The organism is Natrinema sp. CBA1119, assembly GCF_002572525.1.
GTDB lineage: Archaea > Halobacteriota > Halobacteria > Halobacteriales > Natrialbaceae > Natrinema.
In genome coordinates this window covers 2,951,199-2,971,166 of sequence record NZ_PDBS01000001.1, presented here as the reverse complement: position 1 = coordinate 2,971,166, position 19,968 = coordinate 2,951,199, and the positions used below count along the sequence as shown (strand labels likewise).

The 19,968-nt window shown below is 53.3% G+C and carries 20 protein-coding genes and 1 tRNA gene; 5 read left to right on the top strand and 16 right to left on the bottom strand.

Annotation, left to right across the window (positions count from 1 at the left end; genetic code table 11):
- Positions 1-33 precede the first annotated feature (33 nt).
- Complete coding sequence (locus CP556_RS14770) at positions 34-1,086, top strand: PAS domain-containing sensor histidine kinase (protein WP_098726304.1); 1,053 nt, start codon at positions 34-36, stop codon at positions 1,084-1,086.
- Positions 1,087-1,461: 375 nt separating this feature from the next.
- Here the strand turns inward: CP556_RS14770 and CP556_RS14765 are convergent, their stop codons facing one another.
- A complete protein-coding gene (locus CP556_RS14765; RefSeq protein ID WP_098726303.1) occupies positions 1,462-2,139 on the bottom strand; it encodes a helix-turn-helix transcriptional regulator in 678 nt (225 codons plus the stop codon).
- Between the two features lie 462 nt (positions 2,140-2,601).
- On the opposite strand from CP556_RS14765, the gene CP556_RS14760 reads away from it, so the two are divergent.
- Entirely contained in the window at positions 2,602-3,639 is a 1,038-nt protein-coding gene (locus tag CP556_RS14760; protein WP_218011969.1) for a sensor histidine kinase, read from the top strand.
- Between the two features lie 113 nt (positions 3,640-3,752).
- On the opposite strand, the gene CP556_RS26730 is transcribed toward CP556_RS14760, so the two are convergent.
- A complete protein-coding gene (locus tag CP556_RS26730) occupies positions 3,753-3,989 on the bottom strand; it encodes a DUF7123 family protein (RefSeq protein WP_098727418.1) in 237 nt (78 codons plus the stop codon).
- 1,147 nt (positions 3,990-5,136) lie between these two features.
- Here CP556_RS26730 and CP556_RS14750 point away from each other — a divergent pair.
- Positions 5,137-5,403: a hypothetical protein gene (locus CP556_RS14750; protein ID WP_098726301.1), complete on the top strand. Its 267-nt coding sequence runs from the start codon at positions 5,137-5,139 to the stop codon at positions 5,401-5,403.
- Positions 5,404-5,451: 48 nt separating this feature from the next.
- On the opposite strand, the gene CP556_RS14745 is transcribed toward CP556_RS14750, so the two are convergent.
- Positions 5,452-6,336, bottom strand: coding sequence for an IS1595 family transposase (locus CP556_RS14745; RefSeq protein WP_098726300.1), 885 nt, complete (start codon positions 6,334-6,336; stop codon positions 5,452-5,454).
- A gap of 747 nt (positions 6,337-7,083) precedes the next feature.
- On the opposite strand from CP556_RS14745, the gene CP556_RS14740 reads away from it, so the two are divergent.
- Positions 7,084-7,428 (top strand): DUF7344 domain-containing protein, encoded by a 345-nt coding sequence (locus CP556_RS14740; protein WP_098727417.1) that lies wholly within the window; start codon positions 7,084-7,086, stop codon positions 7,426-7,428.
- A 1-nt stretch (position 7,429) separates the two neighbouring features.
- Here the strand turns inward: CP556_RS14740 and CP556_RS14735 are convergent, their stop codons facing one another.
- Positions 7,430-7,738: a TRAM domain-containing protein gene (locus CP556_RS14735; protein ID WP_343124878.1), complete on the bottom strand. Its 309-nt coding sequence runs from the start codon at positions 7,736-7,738 to the stop codon at positions 7,430-7,432.
- A 1,250-nt stretch (positions 7,739-8,988) separates the two neighbouring features.
- Here CP556_RS14735 and CP556_RS26725 point away from each other — a divergent pair.
- Complete coding sequence (locus CP556_RS26725; protein ID WP_255291473.1) at positions 8,989-9,195, top strand: type II toxin-antitoxin system VapC family toxin; 207 nt, start codon at positions 8,989-8,991, stop codon at positions 9,193-9,195.
- A gap of 506 nt (positions 9,196-9,701) precedes the next feature.
- Here CP556_RS26725 and CP556_RS26720 read toward each other — a convergent pair.
- The 12 genes from CP556_RS26720 to CP556_RS14645 form a co-directional block, all read right to left on the bottom strand.
- Positions 9,702-9,830, bottom strand: a complete 129-nt coding sequence (locus tag CP556_RS26720; protein ID WP_255291472.1) for a hypothetical protein — start codon at positions 9,828-9,830, stop codon at positions 9,702-9,704.
- A 702-nt stretch (positions 9,831-10,532) separates the two neighbouring features.
- Positions 10,533-10,796 (bottom strand): DUF8150 family protein, encoded by a 264-nt coding sequence (locus CP556_RS14700; RefSeq protein ID WP_098726295.1) that lies wholly within the window; start codon positions 10,794-10,796, stop codon positions 10,533-10,535.
- A gap of 26 nt (positions 10,797-10,822) precedes the next feature.
- Positions 10,823-11,164 (bottom strand): hypothetical protein, encoded by a 342-nt coding sequence (locus CP556_RS14695; RefSeq protein WP_176548208.1) that lies wholly within the window; start codon positions 11,162-11,164, stop codon positions 10,823-10,825.
- 46 nt (positions 11,165-11,210) lie between these two features.
- Positions 11,211-12,440, bottom strand: a complete 1,230-nt coding sequence (locus CP556_RS14690) for an RNA-guided endonuclease InsQ/TnpB family protein (RefSeq protein ID WP_098726293.1) — start codon at positions 12,438-12,440, stop codon at positions 11,211-11,213.
- Between the two features lie 159 nt (positions 12,441-12,599).
- The gene (locus CP556_RS14685; RefSeq protein WP_141551689.1) at positions 12,600-12,893 is read right to left on the bottom strand and encodes a hypothetical protein; all 294 of its coding nucleotides are present in this window, start codon (positions 12,891-12,893) and stop codon (positions 12,600-12,602) included.
- 60 nt (positions 12,894-12,953) lie between these two features.
- Positions 12,954-13,026: transfer RNA gene (locus CP556_RS14680), tRNA-Gly, on the bottom strand.
- 27 nt (positions 13,027-13,053) lie between these two features.
- Positions 13,054-14,301, bottom strand: coding sequence for a TROVE domain-containing protein (locus tag CP556_RS14675; protein ID WP_218011968.1), 1,248 nt, complete (start codon positions 14,299-14,301; stop codon positions 13,054-13,056).
- A 168-nt stretch (positions 14,302-14,469) separates the two neighbouring features.
- Positions 14,470-14,688, bottom strand: a complete 219-nt coding sequence (locus CP556_RS26420; RefSeq protein ID WP_218011967.1) for a hypothetical protein — start codon at positions 14,686-14,688, stop codon at positions 14,470-14,472.
- Between the two features lie 115 nt (positions 14,689-14,803).
- Positions 14,804-15,187: a MarR family transcriptional regulator gene (locus CP556_RS14665; protein WP_098726290.1), complete on the bottom strand. Its 384-nt coding sequence runs from the start codon at positions 15,185-15,187 to the stop codon at positions 14,804-14,806.
- 128 nt (positions 15,188-15,315) lie between these two features.
- A complete protein-coding gene (locus tag CP556_RS14660) occupies positions 15,316-16,653 on the bottom strand; it encodes an RNA-guided endonuclease TnpB family protein (protein ID WP_098726289.1) in 1,338 nt (445 codons plus the stop codon).
- Between the two features lie 459 nt (positions 16,654-17,112).
- Positions 17,113-18,336 carry an RNA-guided endonuclease InsQ/TnpB family protein gene (locus CP556_RS14650; RefSeq protein ID WP_098726287.1) on the bottom strand — a complete coding sequence of 408 codons (1,224 nt, stop codon included), beginning with the start codon at positions 18,334-18,336 and terminating at the stop codon, positions 17,113-17,115.
- A 385-nt stretch (positions 18,337-18,721) separates the two neighbouring features.
- A complete protein-coding gene (locus CP556_RS14645) occupies positions 18,722-19,576 on the bottom strand; it encodes an IS5 family transposase (RefSeq protein ID WP_098726286.1) in 855 nt (284 codons plus the stop codon).
- Positions 19,577-19,968 lie beyond the last annotated feature (392 nt).

Below are 19,968 nucleotides of genomic sequence, written 5' to 3'. Positions count from 1 at the left end.
ACAGGTTGGGAGAATACTAACCGGTTGAATGCAATGGAAGGCCAGCATGCTAATGAATTGCCGCGGGAGTACGATGCTCTCACCGTCGGTATTGCGTTGTATGACCCTAAGATGGGGCTAATTCTTGACACGAATAACCGCCTAGAATCGATCATGGGGTACCCGGTGGACCGCCTCCGTGAGATACCGATTGAGAGATACACTGCCAACTCTTATTCGTTTTCAGAACCAGACTTTATTAACCGACTTCGTGTGAGCGTTTCCGGAAACCCGCAACAGTTCAAGTGGCGTATTAAACGGGGTGATGGTGAACTTATTTGGACTCGGATTCGGCTATCACAGTTTTCCGGCGGTAGCCAAGAGAGAGTCTTTGCAGAGATACATGACATAACTGATTACTACGACATGAGTCACCGAGCTGAGTTATTTTGGCGACTACTCCGTCATAACCTACGGAATGAGGCGACGCTCATTCAGGGCAGTGCTACACAGATTAGAGATACCACCGAGAGCAGCTATGTGGATACGGCCGCTGAGACGATCCAATCTGGAGCGGCAGAACTTGGAAACATAGCCGAGTCGGTGAAGGAAATCGAACAGTCAGTAGACTCAACCGAAACACAGCGAGTTTACCGAAACGTAGCTGACACTGTTGAAGAAGTAACGACTACTATTGAAACCGACTATCCGTCGGCAGAGATCACTATCGAAGAGAAGGAAGAGATGTGGACATACGTCAATAACGGGTTTCGGACTGCTCTTACTCACGCGCTTGAGAACGCGATAATTCACAACGAAAAGACAGATCCATTCGTCAAGGTTGAGATTGGTCCGTCACCGAACACCGGCCGGGTTGATATCCAAATCAGCGATAGGAACCCAGAGATACCTGATGTCGAAACCAATCCCCTATTTGACCTCGAGGAAACTACCAGTACATCTCACGGGTCCGGCGTCGGCTTGTTCGTCATGAAATGGTGTGTCGAATCACTCGGCGGTGAAATAGAATTTGAGAGACGGAATCCGAAAGGCAACACTATCCACTATTATCTGCCCCCGAAGGAATCAGTTGAAAGCGTCCCATAGCCTATCACTAACGGATTTCACCACCGGATGGTTAATTTGTTGGATATACATACAATATGTTCATGAAGCTTCTTACAACATATATTATATATTATAGAAGTTACAGCGGGAAGTCCGCATATGTAGTGGGAAGTAGTCTCACGAGAGCTAATGTATAAAGAAGAGGGTTTAAACCGGGTCATATAGACCAATATCTCTTCTATCCATATTCCGGATGCGGCTACTCCAAACCAGTCAGAAAGCAATACTGGGGGAATCCCTGACACAGTGAACTACCATCCTACTCACTTGCAGCTATCACTGCTCGTTCCTTGAGGTTGGAGCTTCCTGTTTCAACGATGAGTTTACCAGAGACATCGGTACTCCCTGTAGATGTCACTCTTGGATGTTTTCGGAAATTTGTTGGAGGAGTTTGTTTGTACTCAGTGAGGCGGTGAGCTGTATTCGTTCGAGACAGGTCATTCTGTCGAAGGCGTTTTTATACCGGTTGACTGTGTCCCGTGAGACCTCGAGCTCTTCAGCAGTCTCTGCCTGGCTCATCCGTGTGACCGCATCGATGTACCGGGCTGTAGTCTCTTTCGTAAGCCCATATTTTTCGAGTATGTCCTCAACATTCATCGCTGGGCTAACTGGAGGATCTGCTCTTTTCCTGGGGGAAGTGGTGGAGCATGTAGTAGTGTCCAGTGATTTTGCTTTGTTTCCTTGCTTCTTGGCTGCGTCGACAAATCCTTGGGATTTGAGGGTGCGACTCCACTGCTTAACGAACTTTTGGCCTGACTGTAACCCGTTTTTGTCGTGTCGGTGGATCCCTTGGCTCTGTGTATACCGGATAGGAATCCACTCACCGTCCTTGACTTTGAAGATGATTTCAGGGCAGGCCTTTACTTCACCCATCCGTCTATAGTAGTGGCCGACGATTACATGGTTTCCGTCGACCTTTTTTATGTTTAGCTCTGGGAAGTCTCCGTTTTCGACAGTGATTTCCTGGTTGACCTCGAGGTCATCAACTGAGTCAACCTCGAGTTGCTTTAAGATCTCTCTGATCAATTTCACTGTTGGATCTTACTTCTGTTTATCCGATTTTTGTTGAGGTACCAGAGCATAGTTTCAGTGATGATTCTCCGGCTGTATTGTCCTCAGACAGGTAGGGAATTCATATAGGTGTTCGTATATCACAGTTGATCACATGACTATTACCTAATTATACTTATCGAAGATATAGTCGGGAGTATTTAAAATTATCTGTCACTGCATCAATAAATCCGGAATTCAAGGCCGTGATCAGCGGATCCATGCCGGAAAACAACAACGCCGTCGCCGCAGCCATAAGCAAGTATCCCGTGTCCGCTTCCGACCCGCACTTCACACACCGGAAGTCACTATGCAGATTCTGTTGGTATGGTAATTGTTTTACCGTAGTGTTACAGACATGGATACCATGATTGGAAATAACCTCTATACTGGGGGAAGTTTTAGTGCGGTTGTTGCAGTTGATCTTGAGGGTCGGTGATTATGGTGGAGGTGCCTGAGGACGTTGACGGGTTCAGCCACCTAATTGAGCATATCCAGGACGCGGTTGTCGGTTTTGAACTGGTGGGATCCGAGCCAGAAGTTCGGTGGGTCAACAAGTCTTTTGTCGATCTATTTGGTTACAGCCGTGACCAGATCGTCAATGCCCCGCTCAACAAGTATATCGTCCCAGAGTGGTTAAGACGTGAGGCTGCCACACTCGATAAGCGGACGGATGACGGCGAGGTCAACTATCAGCGAGTGCAGAGACAGACCTTTGATGGCCTCCAAGAGTTCTTGTACCGTGGAATTCCGTACGACAGTGATAGAGTTGACGGGTTCGCGGTGTATACGCCACTGACCAAGGTATCACGGCAAGAACGCCAGGTACAGGTGCTTAACCGTGTTCTTCGACATAATCTTCGAAACCAGGTAACGGTCATTGAGGGGAACGTCGAACGGCTTATCGCACGGCTGGACCGGTCAGACGACAGAACAGATGAGATCGCGACCGATGCGCGTGAATCAATCAGCAACCTACGGAACCTTTCCGAGGAGGTCGGACAGATACACCAGATCTTGGGGAGGCCGCCTACCGGAGATAACAGGGTTGATCTCATGGCGGTTCTTGACGACACCGTTGAGGAGTTCCGGAAAAAGTATCCTTCATCCGTTATCAAGACAGATATACCCCCTACACTATGTGTACGGGCCAGTTCCGACATCCGGACTGCAGTTGAGGAGTTAGTTGAAAACGCTGTGGAGCACAACCCGGCAGACCAGTCCCATATCTGGATTTATACACAGCCGGTGGTCGAAGACGAGTGGATCGACCTCGTTATTGATGACGATGGACCTACAATCCCCAAATCGGAACGCAAAGTGATCGCTGACGGTGCCGAGATCACATCCCACCAGCACGGAAGCGGTCTCGGGCTCTGGCTTGCCAAATGGACAGTTGAAAAATCCGGGGGACAACTGTTGATCGGTGAGAGCTCCCTCGGCGGAAACAAGTTACGGATACGGCTCCAAACCTTTGATTGACATCCTCCTCTCCCTACTTGCTTCCTGCTTCCGGCGCGGACACTGAAAGCCCCCGCACTCGTTGAGGAAGGGGCATCTGCCTTGACCACCTTAGGGGAGATAACGGTCGGTTCCTAGGCGGTTACCATCCACGTTGTACTCGACGAATAGCCCCACTTCTCGATCTCAAGTTTGGTATCGGCCTGCTGTATAGCTGGAATGTTTGGTCCTACCTCTGTCGGAGTTAACCCAAGCTCATCTGCAATATACCGTGATTTGAAATATACTTGGTCAGTGGTGTGGCTCCGGAGGTAGGTAAGGATCCGATATTGTTTTTCTGTCAGACTTTCCCTGTCTCGTTTCCCATCCAGTTTGTTTGTATCCCCATCACAATCATGCTATCCTGAGTATAGAGGTTTGTTATTAATCGGCTACTCGTAGTCTATCTAATGGATGCCACTCCGTACCAATGCGTTAATGTCGAATGGGTAGTCATTCCACGTACCGGTTCAGGCTGTGACCCTGCTTCCTCAAGATATGGATCTCATCGTTTGTAGACCGTCTCTGCTGTCGATTTGCTTAGGGTCATCTCACAACGATTTTTCCTTTCACGGAATCGAATTATTTCGGGAGTAGTGGTGAACTCTCTTCTCTTCCAGTCAGAGATCCAATATTGGCTGCCGCAACGGAGACCAAAGGGTGGCCGACCAGAGCCGTCACCACATCATCCATCGCGGCTTAGGCTTCGCTATTAAGGGGCTCTCTAGCCTATTGTATGCTAACCGAGGCGATCTATCCGTCCGATCCCAATGAGACAGTATCGGGATTCGCCTCTTCGCCGTGGAAGGCACCCCTTCTATTTCCACGTCACTGTACTGCGTGGGGGTATCGCCTATCACAGTCATGCAAGTCTCTTACGGTCGTGGAGGCCTGTTCACCAGTCTTCCCAGGTTATAAAGGGGATTGTGGCTGTACAAGATCCATAATCCGTTAACGAGGAGCGGGGCTCCAATAAGGAAGATAATGGGGTCATGTTTGAGAAGCGATCCGACGACAATACTGAGACCTAAGCCCAGATGTAACAATCCAAGTGGATACCGCTTATTCATTAATCGTCATATCGGATTTCGTGATGAAATATATTGCTCTCTGTTTCAAAATACGGAAATATGTCTGGCCTCTGGGTGCAGCACTCGTCGCACCGCCGAGGCTCTTCCTGCTAAAAACGGAGAGGGGGCCCTCTTGATAGATGTAGAACTACTCCTTGGCCGCGCCACTCACAGTGGGCTTTATATTATCTACATAACATTTCTTCTATAACCATACAGGATTGAAAACATTTATCAATACTAATTATTATAAAACTGAAAATGCAATTATAGATAGTGGGAAGAGACAACAGCCCTGGAAAGAAGGACAAGTATTCTGTCTCTGTAACTCCTCAATTATCGCCCAATTCCACATAAAGTAAATAATCATAAAATCATTTGAAATATAGCTGCAAGAGGTGAACTATACATGGCAAAGAAAGGATTTGCGTTTGATTTAGAAGACGAGGTCTATGGCTACGGCGTGCTCAACGTCCATAAAAACTGTTTGATCGATCTACCGGAAACAGGTGGAGAAAAACTACGTACGGACAGTCAAATCACAGAAGATGCAGAGGAGAATATTCTCAAGAAAATCGCGGAGCATTACGATTTAGACGATGTAAGCCATCTAAGAGTGGTCGAAGTCCGGCTATCAAACAGTTTGGATGAGAAAGCGGTAGAGAAAATACCGTGAAACCATTCAAGAAATGAGAACGCTCTTATGTCGTAGATTGTTGGTGAGTCACAGCACAGTTTTGAGGATGGTTTTGAGCGCTTCGCCACCCGGTTTGCGGAACACTTCACGGCGGAGTTGAAACGCTCGGAAATACGGTGTGAGTTTGTCTTTGGAGACGCCTCGATGCGGCGAGAGCCACCGTCGCGCCAGCGACGCGTGGCTCTCGCAGGTGTTCACGTGAACGTCTCCATCAACATACTCACCGTCACCGTGGACGACGTATTCACGAGTGAATGCGTCGTCCTCCTCAAGGGGTTCGTACGCCCGAAAGCCGTCAGTATAGACAGTTAACGACTCCTGCTGGCGGTCGGCCAGCAGGAGTCGAATCTTCGATTCCATCGCGGCTTTCGCCGGGATCACGTACCGTTCACCACTGCCACGATCTGCGAGAACAAAGACGGGGAGTTTGTCCTCAGCGTATGTTCCACGTCCGCGTGTGGATAGGCCACGCGAGCGCGACGGCTGGTCGCGCTCGCGGCCTTTGAGTCCAGCTTTCACGTAGAATTCGTCGATCTCAATCGGGCCTTCAAATTGTAGCCGAGGCGCGTCCAGCGCTCGCAGAAAGCGCTGGACGCGCCGGTAGATCGTCTTGTAGGAAACGTCGATCTCTACGTCTAACTGCCTGAGACTCGTGTTGAAACGGATATACGTGTAGACCGCGAGGAACCACTTTCTGAGCGCCACCGCAGAGTGTTCGAACACTGTGCCTGTTTGATCGTTGAACGTACGGTCGCAATCCTTACAGAGATACCTCTGAAACACCCGATAGCTGCCGTACCGAATCACAGATTCGCCACGGCAGCGTGGGCAATAGACGCCGTCACGCCAGCGAATCTGTGCCAGCAGATTCGCGGCGCGACGCTCCGAGACGAACGTCTTGATTGGGAACATCGTTCGTCGGGTGACGCGGTCGCGTCACCCTTGCCCGCTGTGACTTCCAGCTACTGCTGAGAACTTACCAACAATCTGCTACCCAAGAGCGAATGAGAAAGAGTTAATCAGGGCGTCAATCGGAATGTGAGTAGCCGTTTCAAGATTCTCCCTCATCGGATGGTAAACAAATTCGAAGCAGAGTACCTAATCGGGAACAGTATATCTAGTAGACAGATTAATACTGGTAGAGCTATAAGAATCTATTAGCGGGGGGAAAGGACTCGATCGTGAAACTCCAATCACGGTCACTTCCGAAAGGTCCCCTCGCTGTCCCGACCCCGAGATCACCTGCCCGTGAAGCCAACTGCCACATTGGCTCACGCACCCGATCTCGAACCCACCTTCATTGAACGTCAGCTCCCAGGGAATGGGAGGCTCCAACGCCGACCACCCCAGTTGGCGTTTCCGTCACAACAAATAGAATAATGCAATTTGAGACAGACTGAGCCGTATCTGCTTTGTCCTTTTCAATACGTCTGTCTGGAAGCGCCTCGTAGGATCGACTGCAGCATCTCAGTTTCTCACCGTCTGTAGGGTTAATTGACCAATCACCTGTTTAAATCCGGTAAGGACCATCAACATCCTTCACTGTCATGTTTTTCTCGATAAAGAAAATCACTGATAATTACTTCTGTTGATTGCCTTCTGCATCTGGTTGTATGATTCGATAATATTATGTCAGAGCACAGCATGAGGAGGAGTTACATGATTGAGAATATCATTCATGAAACCAGAAACCAGTGCCTTTCCAATGACGTCCTGTCCGATATTTTGTCACATAAACGGCGGCGGTTCGCCCTATATTGCCTCGAGAGATATCAGACACCGATGGCGCTTGCCGATCTGGCTGATGAAGTAGCACGGTTGGAGTATGATGCCGCTACACTTCCTCAGATCCCAGGGGAAGATGTGAAGGAGATCTATCTTGATCTCTACCATTCACATATTCCGAAGATGGAGGATGCCAGTTTCATTAAGTACTATCAAGAAGAAGACATGGTGAGTCTCAGATATGAGTTCTCGGATCTAAACTTGGGAGAATTCATGTAAACTATTCGGAGTGGTCATGTCGTTCAACGACTTCTCCAAAGGCCACGTTTGGCCTGATGCTCTTGATCTTGATCGTTACCCGTTCATTCACTTCAGTGTCTGGGACGATAATCACATATCCTCGTTCGACGCGAGCAATACCGTCTCCCTGTTCACCGATATCTTCGATATCGACAGCACATTGCTCACCTACCTCAACATGGGGTTTAGGTTCTGGGTCTGCCCGATCTTGTTTCTGAGTCTGGTCCTGTTGCTCCGGCTGCTCCTCTGCTGATGCGGTATCAGTCTGTAGTACCGCTGCACTATACATATTGTCTGTCTGTACTTGGCCTTTGGTGACTTCTTGGTCTGGAACTTCGATGATGTAGCTGCCGTCTTCTTCTTTTAGTTATGCGGTGAACAGGTAGAGCAGGTTATCTGGTACTTCCATGGAGAAAAATTCTCTTATCTATAATAGGGTTCCATGATCAACTTGGTTCTATCGATGGATCACCCCGCGATTGGCGAGCGTAGCAATGGCCGGCGCGATGATTCCCGATCACAATCGATTGAAATGGGTCGTTTCACCGGAGACGGCCGAATCGGTGTTCGGGCTGTCCGTCTCGTGGCGGCCGATGCACTCGATCGGCGGTGTCACAATCGCGACTTGCATCGGGGCACTCCTCGTCCGTTCCAGTATTGACGAGCGATTGCGATACTGCTCACAGTCGGTGTCCTGTCTCACTTCGTGCTCGCCTCCCATTAATGCCGCTGGCAGGCTTGTATCGGTATCTCTGGCCACTCACCAGCTCGGACATCGTCGTCCCCAGATCCTCCAGTAGCCGAGACCGAGGGACGGCATTCGTTGCGATTCTGCTCACACTCAGTGCCCGATCGATCGCACAGTGCTGACGGCATCGATCGCTCGAGACGGAGTCCACGATACAGGCCGATGGATGGGCGATCGAGACCCGGCGGATACGTCTCGAACGTGTCTCATCTCTTCTTGACGCAAGACGGCGGGTCTCAAAAGAAAATGGAGATTGAATAGCTCCCTCTCCGTATCGGTCAGCGAGAGCGCGCGTCCCAGAGGTGAACCTGAGGCGTCTCGCACGCTGGACAGACGATAGCGACATTATCCTTGTACGTGTCACGCTCGAACGTCCCCGCGGCACACTGCGGTGTAGTCCGTCGTGGGGCGGCCTCCTCGAAGCAAGCATCTCCACATCCAAATTCCACGCTGATATAGAGCATCTTAGGTGGATCTCTGATCCTACACCGACTGTTTCGCTCTGAGATGCCTTAGTATTGCCAAATTTTTGTTGTTCTATGACTCCACGAGTAGCTTCTATCGTCGAAATTAAAGGCCATCACCACAGCAAGATGAGGGTGTTGTTGGATCTGTGTTTTTCGTGGTGGGCAAGTTATAATCTAATTCAGCAGGTGTGACTATGTTTGTTGGCTGGTCGTGCTTTTGCTTTAGTTTGTAACGGAGTTACATCCGCTAGGGTACTTCTCGCCGTAGACTAGTAAACATCCCAACCTGCAGGACGGGAAACCCTGCTGTTTCCGGCGGGGAGGATGTCACTTGTCGATACGAACATTCTCGTCGCTGCGGCACTCAATGAATCGGAACGGGACGATATCGCAACTGAATTCTTGGATCTGAATCACGAGCTCTCGACAACAATATTCAACCAGCTGGAGTTCCGAACCGTATTAGCAAAGAAAAAGCGGCTCAACCAGGACTGGGTTGAACGTCTTCTCGAAATCTTTGGGATCGGGTGACAGTCTACCGGCCAGATACTGACGATATCCTCACATCCTACTCTGTCCAAGAGCGGACGCTACTGGATCCAATGAACTGTCTCATCCTTACGACGGCAGAAGAAACAGACGGCGTTCTGATCACGTTCGATTCGGAACTACTCGAGAACGGTACTATCTCTCCAGAGGAGTTCCTAGACTGACTGCTTTCCGATTACGACGTCGTCGATTGCGGCAACCGTGAACGCAACCCGCATTTTCAAGGGTCGTGGGATAGTGTCCCACTATGCGGCCGACACGGTCATCAGCGTACTGAGTTGACATCCGTGGGCCCATCGGCCGTTATTCACATCCTTCGCTCACCCACTCGGCATGCTGGCCGAGTGGACGCGAACTCACGACACCGAAATGATTGACAACCGTTCCACTCGAGCGTCACCCATAGCCAGCCACCGTCAGACCGCGGCCGGAACGATACCTTCCGCGACGGGCCGCCGGTTGGCCGATAGCGGATGTCGACCGCATCGTCAGTCATCGTCGTCCTCTAGGAACTCGGCGATTGCCCGGCAGCGCTCGGCGATCTTCTCGTCGGTCAACGGCCGCTCGAACTCGACTCGCATCTCAATCATGTCGCCGCTGGCTGCCATCAGGGTCATCTCGGTTCACCGGAAACGTGCTCTTCGTGCTCGCCGGCGACGTCGTCTCGGTCGACGATGGGTGACACCGGACCCACCCCGTCGCGTATGCAACGTGCTTGATGTGCCTCTACCACGATCGCGGAACTTGTGGTCAGAACACTCGTATGCCTCCAGTCGCGCTCGACAAGATACTCGCTCTCAGACTCAAAGCCAACGAGGCACTGTCCCGGGCAGTCACAAACGCGGCCCTGGTCCTCGAGGACGGTCAGATACTGGGTGAGCGCTCATCGGTCGAGACCGTCGATGTCCTCGGGAGGGGATCGGCGGCCGCTATCAGTTACTTACCTCGTTCCAGACGCCGGCGCGTTCGGCTGCCACGGTGTGCCCTGTAACCAGCCTCGAACCTTGTGCTTGGCCGCGGAGGTTTCGTCGTCGCTCCAGGCGTCGTCCCAGTCGCCGACGGCCTCGAGCAGATCCGCGAGCGCGGCAGCGATGACCTCGTCGACGTCGTCGATGTGGTCGTTGATCCCTCGGCTACTATACGTTCAATCGAGAGACAGCGATGGAGTCCCTTACTGATCCTTCTGATTGAAAGGTTGTGAAAAAGGTATGATAGAGGTTTTTGCGTTCCTGCTACTGTTGAGGTAGATATTCCGTCAAAACGGGACGCTGCAGTTGAAACCAGAGCCCTCGTCTGAGGCGACCTCGTACAGAAATGCTCTACCTCGAATCGTCGCCAGAGTTGCTCTCCTCTTCGAGGATATCCTCTGCGACGTCTTTCACATGTTGCTGGTGGGAGGCCGAGGTCTGGACGCTTTGGGCGGCATCGAGTTGGTCATTGACGACCGCATTCTGCTGTGGCCCCCACGTCTCCGGCGGTTCGGATTTGATGTATTCGACCCAGCGCTTGATGCCCTCGATGCGCTGCTCACGGTTACGTTCGTGCTTCGCGTCGAGGTGCTCGGGCGCGTTTGAATCGCTCATATTCGTCTTCGACGTCGTTCCAACTGCTATTCGTTGCCGACGTTGTTGATTGCGCTGTTCAACTCGAAGAGTTCTCGGACGACGTTGCTGTCTGCGACCCGGTACCGACGTGGAGACGTATTCGGGGCCTCCTCGATGAGTTCGACTTCAAGCAGAAGGTCGGTGTAGTTGCCGACAGTTTGGCGCGAGACGCCGGCGTGCTCTGCGAGTTCAGTTTCGTTGAATTCGAGGTTCGGCGGAAGATCGAGTAACGCATCTACGAGGATCGGGATGGCGTCGTACTGCGTAAGGTAGAGCCACCCGCTGGGATGCTCCCTACGGAGTTCCTTCTTCTCCCCGCGGTCAACCGCGTGCTCCATACTGCTCATACAGAGAGACAACCGCTTGAGCTACCCACGACTAAAGTCGTGGGATTCAGCGTGGACTCCCGTTCTGGCCACTAGCAGTGGCAGGAGAATACCCTCCGTTCACGTTCAGCGTCCCGCTGTTCAAGCGCACGCCCAAGGGTGCGCCTCCATCGCTCCCAGTTTGGTTGCGACGGAGATACCTCAATCCGATGTTCTTCGCGGCGTTGTAGTCCGCGTGGTTCTCGTACCCGCACTTCAGGCACTCGAACGCCTCACTGTCACGGTTGTCTGGGTGCGTGAACCCACAGTGCGAGCACCGCCGACTGGTGTTCTCAGGGTCAACCTGCTCAACCACAATTCCGCATTCTGTAGCCTTGTACTCGACGTACTCGTGCAAGCGGTCGAACGCCCACTTGTGCCCCCACGACGCACCGGTCCGCTCACGAATATCGGTCAACTCCTCGAATACGATGACCGAACACCCGTTCTCACGGGCTTCCGCGACGAGTTCATTGCTGATTCGATGCAGCATCAGCGTGAATCGTCCGTCTTCCTTGCGACCGACGGACTGGATGTTCTCGTGCGCCCAGCGTGTCCCGCACTGCTGGAGCGATCCACGACGGTTCTCGTATTCACACCGCCAGTGGTCGAACTCGTCGCCCGTCCAAAACGTGCCAGTCGAGGTGACAGCAAGGTTGTTCACGCCGAGGTCAACCCCGAGAACCGTGCCGTTCTCAGGTGGTGCCTGTGCCGACGTGTCAGACTCCACGTCCGTCTTGCAGTGGATGTGAAGCACCCAGTCACCGTCACGATAGTGCAGTTCCGCACCTGTAGTTTCGTACTCGTCTGAAAATAGGTACTCGGAGTGCGGTGTGTTGCTGTCCTCGTCGGGCAGCACGTACTCGGCTTCCACCCGACCGTCTGTGGTGGCGAGGCTCACATAGTCATCATGGAACGTCGCGGTACGCTTGTCGTAGACAACGTGTGGGCTGGTGAACGTGGGTTTGGACGCTTTCTTCCCGTTCTGCCAGCGGGCGACGACGCTCTTGCAGGCTTCGGCGGCCTTGTTGCGGGCGGCTTGCACGAGACCACCGTTGAACCCGTCTGTTTTCTCGCGCACGTCGTCGTACGTTTCGTCGTCCAACTGTGTTTTGCTGGTGGTAACGTACTCGCCTTGGAACGCGTGATCAACAACGTACTGCGCCGACCAGCGGAACGTATCGACGGTGTCTTCGAGGAGTGCGGCGTCGTCACTACCCACGTTGAGTGCAACGGGGACGGTGCGCCGCACCTCCATATCTTATATGTGAGTCTGATATTTCTTAAACGCTGGGAAGTCGGCCTGCCACCGTCGCGTGGTTTGGTTCCCAGTTGTCGGCTTCATCCCACGGCTAAAGCCGTGGGTTTTCGCCTCGCACTGTCTATAAATCGTCGGGAGTAGCGTGTTCATGACGCCTCATCTGATCTGCTCGATTGACTCAAGGCCGGGGACCTCAGCGAGCCGTCTACTTACCTCCGCATCAGTCATCGTCGTGGTCCAGCGAAGGGTGATGCTGACAATGATGGCCGTTGCCGAAAGCTTCGGATCGATACCGCGCATCTCGTCAATCGTGACAGTATCGATGTTCTCGGCCCGCGAGAGGCGCTCTTCGGCGTCGGTGACGAGATCACTGTCTGCGCCACATGGGATACGGATCGTGACGACAGCAGTCGCCGTCGGTCCGGGGTCGTTGTCATTGGTGATTGCCATGATATTACCTCTGTTGAAGAGCGTCGCTCGGGCTGTTTGTTCCACGAGCTGCGCTCTGAGTGCGCGAGGGGCGATTCGAACGCCTGTCTCGGTCGTGGCACGACCGCGTGATACCGAACTACACTACTCGCGCTCGACGAAGAAAGATGAGGAGCTAGCGCTATGTTGCCTCGAACGCGCTGATCTCATCGATGACTTGCTTCGGGCTTTCGGCGTGTTCGATGAACGAGAGGATGTTCTCTGACCAGCCGGAAACGTTGTAGACGTTCTCGTAGCCTTCCGGCGTCACGAGGTCGCCGTAGGACGTCAGATCGACGAGATACAGTGAGGTGTCCGTGGAGACCTCGTTCTGATACGCATCGAACGCCTCCTTGACCGTCTGGTTATCGCGCGCGGTGAATGGTGTGCTGTCCCAGATTTGCATGTCGGTGAAGACGACGACTCGCTCGACGGGTTCGCCTCGGTTGCGGAGATACTCCAGTGCCTTCCAGCCGTTCGTCGAGTTCCCGACTTCCTCGTCGATGGCCAGCACCGCGTCTTGCCGCTGTAGTACTGGCGTGTCGACGTGCATCGGAACGGTCTGGAAGTCGTCACCGAACCCGCTAACCTCGGCACCTTGGTCGGCTAGGATCACACCGAACAACGCACCGATCTCTTTCGGGCGGAGAGTGCTGTTCTTGGACAGCGCCATGTTCATCGATCCTGAGAGGTCCACAGCGACGAACGTTTCTCCGATTCCGTCAGGCACCGTCTCGACAGCGACATCGATTGTCTCCTCCAGCCACTGCTCAACCGCCGGTGCTTGGACGTCAGCATTCTGGAGCGCGGTGTACGCTTGGTAGTACCGGAACGGGTACAGCGGCGCGTGCTGCACCGCCTTCAGGTCGAGATGACCCACCACGGTGTCCTCGTCGACGCCTGCTTCGAGCATGTTCCGGAGGTTCCGGATTGACGCGAAGAGCGGCAGCGAGTGCTCCTCGCTCTCGATGAGAATCTTCCAGGCGTCCCGGGTGTTGCCGCGTTCGGAGATGACTGTCTCCCACGTGTTGGGCGACGGCAGTGGTTCGATGTCGGGATAATCGTCGAAATCGCCACGCGTAGAGTGCCATTGAAGTATCGCTCCGGTTCGACGACCACTGGCGACACGGTGACCGGGAAACTGTCGGGGCGGGATCCGGTGTCGAGAGCACCCTCGTGCTCTCTTTGTCCAGGATGTTCTCGATGGACGGGCCACCGACAGGATTTGAACCTGTGCAGTCCTCGGTAATTGGTCTTCAATTCTCAAATTGGGGTTTCCGGGTAGGGTGCATGGGAAAGGCAGTCTACCCAACCCCACCACGTCGTCGTAGGGATGAGGGACCAAGCCGTCATTGTTGTCACCGGCTACTCCCGCAGGAAGGAACGGCACGACCGCCGGGGGTCCCCGAACGGCGGCCAGGCGACCATCGAGAGAATGGTCGAGTCACCCCGCGGGGCACGGAGCTGCGCGGTACGTGGTGGTGCGTTGAGAAGTCGTTCGACGGGTTAGTCTCCCAACGCGGTTGGGATTCCCGCATCTTCAGGTGAGGGGAAGATGTCAAACCTTGAAGAGGGAGAGGAGGGCTTGTTTCACGAGTTTCTCGCCGTCCTCAGTAAGCTCTCCTGTTTGAGTGGTAATGAGTCCACCAGGAGGGATCGTGTGGAGCGCCCATGGCATAAGGTAATTCGTTTCGTCGAAACTGATCCCTGAGAGGTGTTTGTCTTTGAGTTCTGGTGAGTAGTGATCGTAGTCACCGGCACTTGTCCCGATACACATTACTGTACAGTCACTGGCGCTAAATGGGTGTTTTTCGTGTGAGAGAATAACGACAGGACGTTGTTTGTGGGCACCGGTTGGGTCAACCGCCCAACAGATTGTCCCTATCGGGTATTTACTCATCCTCTAGCTCGGCTTCTAACTCGGCAATCTCGGCGTCAAGCTCGTCTTCGTCCACGTCTTCCGTTGGAGTTCCTACGTATTCTCTGTCTTCGAATATTCTCTCCAGCTGGTCGAGGCTGGCGACGTACCGGCGAAGGTCTTCACGGTGTTCGAGCGCGTGGTAGTGGCTGTCCCGAGTTTTCCCGATGAAGCCGTCGTTGTAGAGCCGGGTGAGCGTTGTGGTGACGGTGCCATGAGGGAGTTCGAGGTGATCTTCGAGTTCTTTGGGTTTGAAGCCGAGTTCGGTGTTGTCGTAAAGGAATGCGATTATGTCGGATTTGGCTGTCCCAGGCGTGAGTTCGACATCGGGTTCGTGAGTGTCAAGGTGGACCGGCATAGTTGTGTCTCAATGTAGCTCCTTGTGTCTTATAGTAATTTCGGTGAGGTTCGGGGTCGGCCACATTGGGTACCACGTTGAAATTGAGAGTGAAGTACCCCGCGCACGGTGGCGCGGGGCGTCCGTGTTTACTCTGGCACTGCTGAGGCAACGGATTTTAATTCCTCTCGCGCTTCCATCTCTGGTTGCGCCGACGTTCCGTGTCGGTCAACACCCGAACTCAAAATGAGTCCGTGAGAGTCGGGGCCTCCACCAGCCCCCGATGCCGCCCATCTCACCTTCTTCACTCGTGGAAGGGTTTCGAGAGACGGCACATTCTCATTCTGTTCGTCAAACCAATTCTGCACGACGCACACCGCCGCCTTCCTATCAGAATGGTCTTGGAACTCACACTGACGGCACTTGAATCGCTTCTTATGGCGATTCGCTCGTACCGTATGCTGGCACTCTGTTCTCGGGCATCGCTGACTCGTGTATTCAGGGTCAACCTCATCGCTGGGAATCCCATCCCACGCAGCCTTGTAGGAGACCATCTCTTGGAGTGCTGCAAATGGCAGCGAGTGTAGGCGACGGTTCATCCGCGTTCCGTAGTCAATGGAGTCTCGCATGTCTTTGAGGTTTTCAAAGACAATAAGCGGGTTCGAAAACTGCGAGACCCATTCGACTACTTTCCGCGATACTTTGTGCAGGCAGTCGTGAACGTAGTCGCGTTCTTCAGTCTGTACGACTGTCTCAAATGCGGTCTGCTTGGCTTTCTGCATCCGCTTGCGCTTGGTGAAGAACTCGTGGCGTTGTTCTTTGACTGATGGATACTCAAACACCACGGAGTCTTTCACCGAACTGCTCCGACTCATCGCAATGAGAGCGATGCAGTCCTCGTTTACATCCACGCCGATAATCGTGTCTGCATCGACCTTGCTGGCGACTTGATGATTCTCGTGCGTGACGGTGACGTGGAGTCGCCACTCACTGTGTTTGTGAACGACTTCAGCGGTACCAACCCGCCACTCCTCGTCGTTGAAGGCAGTCCGTAGACGATCGAAATGGTCAGGGCTGCCACAGAGTTCGCCTTTGACGTGCGTTCCTCTCGTGGCAGTGACACGGAATCGAACCGTACCGTCGTCTTCGAAGAATAGGCGGTAGCCTTCCTCGTGGTTCATCACCACCGGGTACGACTCGTCAATGTATGGATAGGGTCGGCCCCACCCGTCATCTTTGTTGTCGTGATAGGTTTCAATTTCACCGAGTGCTTTGCCAACGATGAGTTGGCTGGTGTTTTTGACGTGGTTGGCGTTGTCAACAACGGTTGATTTAATGTCGCCCCAATCCCAGCCATGTCGGTCGAGACGGTTGGCTTCGTTGCGGATGCGTCGGGCTTCGAGACAGCCGGTTTGCAAGTCGTCGCCACTCCCTGTCTGGATGTCTAGTCCGAACGACAAAGTGTGGGTGAGTTCAGACGACTGCACTATATTCCAGTATGGTTTGACACTTGTTAACTGTTGTGTTTGACGTGCTTCACCCACGGGCACGGTGGCCCGTGGTACTCGCGCTGCTATTTTTTATAGAGTTATCTGAAAACGGATTCAACATGATGATAGCGAGGAGAAATGGGTTCAGTCGTTGCCTGACAGAATCCGTCCGATCCGAGACATACGGTCCCTCGCTACCCGAGATCGCACCACGAACTAACGTGAAGCCAATAGCCATATTGTCTCTCGATCTCGGACCCACCCAAGTCGATACCCATTGACATTGGCTGGGGGCTCAACGCCGGCCTCTGGCTGGCGTTTCTCAAGATGCCATAATACATTGGAATGTTGATTTGTATATAACTCTGGTAGACAGATATGCGGCAGGTGGCCATTCCCAGGTCAACAACCCCGACCTCAAGGGTCGGGGCTTGTCAGTGAACTCCCGCTCTGCCACTAAGCAGTGGAGGCGTTGAAATCGCCGTTCGCGTTCACGGTTCCTGACTTGAGGGCCAGTTGACTGGTAGCCCGTCCAGAACCAGACTTGAGCCAGTTCTGGACAAGACGCCACGCCACATTCCGCGCAGCGTTGTAATCCGCGTGCAACTCTTTCCCGCAATCCAAACACTCGAACTCGTCGCCATCACGATTATCCTCGTGTGTAAACCCACACTCACCGTGACTGCATCGTTGCGACGTGTACTGTGGGGCGACGGTATCCACTTCGATACCGTGTTCCTCGGCCTTGTACTCGACTTGCCGTTGGACTTCTCGGAACGCCCACTGCTGAAACTTGGAAGCGTTCGAGATGCGCGTCCAAATGTATTTCAATCGCTCGAACGCGATGTGAGTACAGTCGTTCACAACGGCCTCTCGGACGATACCGTTCGACACGTCGTGTAGGCGATGACGACTCCACTCAGCGAACCTATCACCGATTGATTGGATGGTGAGGTGTGCAGAGCGAGTGCCGGTTTGTTGCAGGCTTCCACGGCGTTGCTCGTACTCGTCGCGCTTGTGGTTAAGTTCGTCCGCGTTGCCAAGGAACGCTCCGGTGCTGGTGACGGCGAGGTAGCCGTCCACGTTGAGGTCTACGCCGAGAACCACTCCGTTCTCGGTCTGCTCGTCGCTAGAATCTGTGTCGTCTACTTGTTCAACGGCAACGTGGAGGTAGTATTCACCGTCACGCTTGTGGAGCGTTGCTTCTCGCTTCTCCCACGTTTCCTCGTTCCAGTATTCCTCGAACGGCGTCCCTTCGTCGTCGTGTGGTAGGACGTATTCGGCTGTCACGCGGTCGCCAGTGGTGGCGAGTGTCACGTGGTCGTCGTTGTACGTTATCGTACGTCCGTTGTACACGATGACGGTGCCTCGGAACTCTGGTTTGCTCGTCCGTTTGTCGTCTTCGAGCAAATCCTTGCAGTTCGACAGGGCGTCGGCGGCGAGATTTCTTGCGGATTGAACGAGGCTGGATTGGAGATTGGTTTTCTCGCGGACTTCGGTGTACGTGGCTTCGTGGAGGTTGTTTTTGGCTTTGACGAGGTGGTCTGGGTCGTCGTCCCATCCTTGGTCTGCGACGTGTTGGGAGGCTTGGCGGAACTCCTCGAAAGTCTGGTCAACGTCCGAGTGCCGTGACTCGGGGATATTGAGCTTGACTTGGATGTTCCTGACCACCTCTGCCATACTTCATCAGAAGGTTTGATACTATTTAATGGTTGGTATCTGGAAGCGTGGGGAGTTGGCTGTGCTGTGGAACGGGGGTTTATTCTCAAGTGTCGGCTTCCTCCCCGACCTCAAGGGTCGGGGTATCCGCCTCGACCGCTGATGAACGCCCTTTGAAGGGTTGAAGCCATCCGAAATGAGAGCTTCTCAAGGTTGTTTTCCGTTTCGCTACCACTAGTTCTCTTTTGCGATATTTCCACGAACAGGTCATTCTCTGGGGCTTCCCCTTTCCGTATTCGGCGTGTTTGGCCAGTTGTGGATAGCCCCTGACGGTGGTTTTCAACGGCAGTGACGTGTCTATCTAGGTTTCTGCTAGTGGGCCTTGTTTAGACGCGTGATATCACGGTTATGAGTGGCTGACGCTGAGTTCGATGTTTCTGACAGCGCATTTCAAGACGAGTTCGCGGAATTGACCAAACCACGTTCGAGCGCGAACGATTTCGCCGTATTTGCGTCGGAGCGCGAAAAACGTCGATTCGACGTTTGAGCGTTGATGGTAGATCGTATCATCTTGCAAGAAATTATTGGCGATACCGTGCCAGCCGAATTGGCGGTGCCTGATCATCGGTTTAACGCCTTCTGCACGCAATCTTTGGCGAAGTAGCCACCAGTCGTAGCCTTTGTCGGCGGTGAGAATGTTCAGTTTGTCGAGATTGCGTTTCACCATCTGCCAGCCAATCTTGGAATCATGCGGTTGTTTCATCGAGCAATGTATATCTAGAATCGCACCTGTCTTGCAGTCGATCAGCGTGGTAGTTTTTACCGCCTCGAACGTGTAGTTCGTCCGTTTTGCGTAGTGGTGGCTGGCAGCGATACGATCCATGCCGGTTGCGTCGATCGCCTGAACATCGCCGGTATCATGCAACTCCGCCGATAGCCGCAGCAGGACTCGCCAGATTCGCATTTGAAGATCCTGCTTCCGCGTACATACAGTGGTGAAATCGGGAAGCTCATCCACCGCTAGATCAAGTTTGGCGACGATCCCGTGCATCTCGTGAAGAACGTCCAGCAACCGCCGATACGGGTGATCGAGATACTCGCGGAGACCGTGAATCGCCACGATTACCCAGTCTGCGTAGCCGCCGTCACCCTCTTGGAACGCTGGATCCGGCTCGCCGACGACGGCTTTTTGAGCGAGCGAGACAACCCGATCAGTGAAGCGGGCGAGTTTGCTGGACACAAACTCCTCTTCCCGCTTCACATCCTAGTAAGTTAGACATTTAGCCGCTCTTACTAGCGTCTAAACACTCCCCTGCTAGTGTTGTTGGAGAGCGACGACGACGCGGTTAACTGTCGCTGTAAAATCTGGGTGTGGAACAATCAGGGTTGGTGTACGTGGGCATCTTCCTGGCCAGTGCTTGATATTGGTTCACACGGGGCGCAACCATTTTACGAACTATTTTTATACTAACTTCACTATGCCTCATCGATCTCGGATAAGATGTTAGGGTGGCTACCTGTCCGTAGACTGTGGCATGCTGGGCAGTCTGGTACTGGGTCGGGGTCTACGATCGGCCATGGGGCCGCTACCCGAGTGTCAAGAACTGTGGATCCGGCTGTGACCAGGAAGCCGGTCGTACAGTAACAGAATCA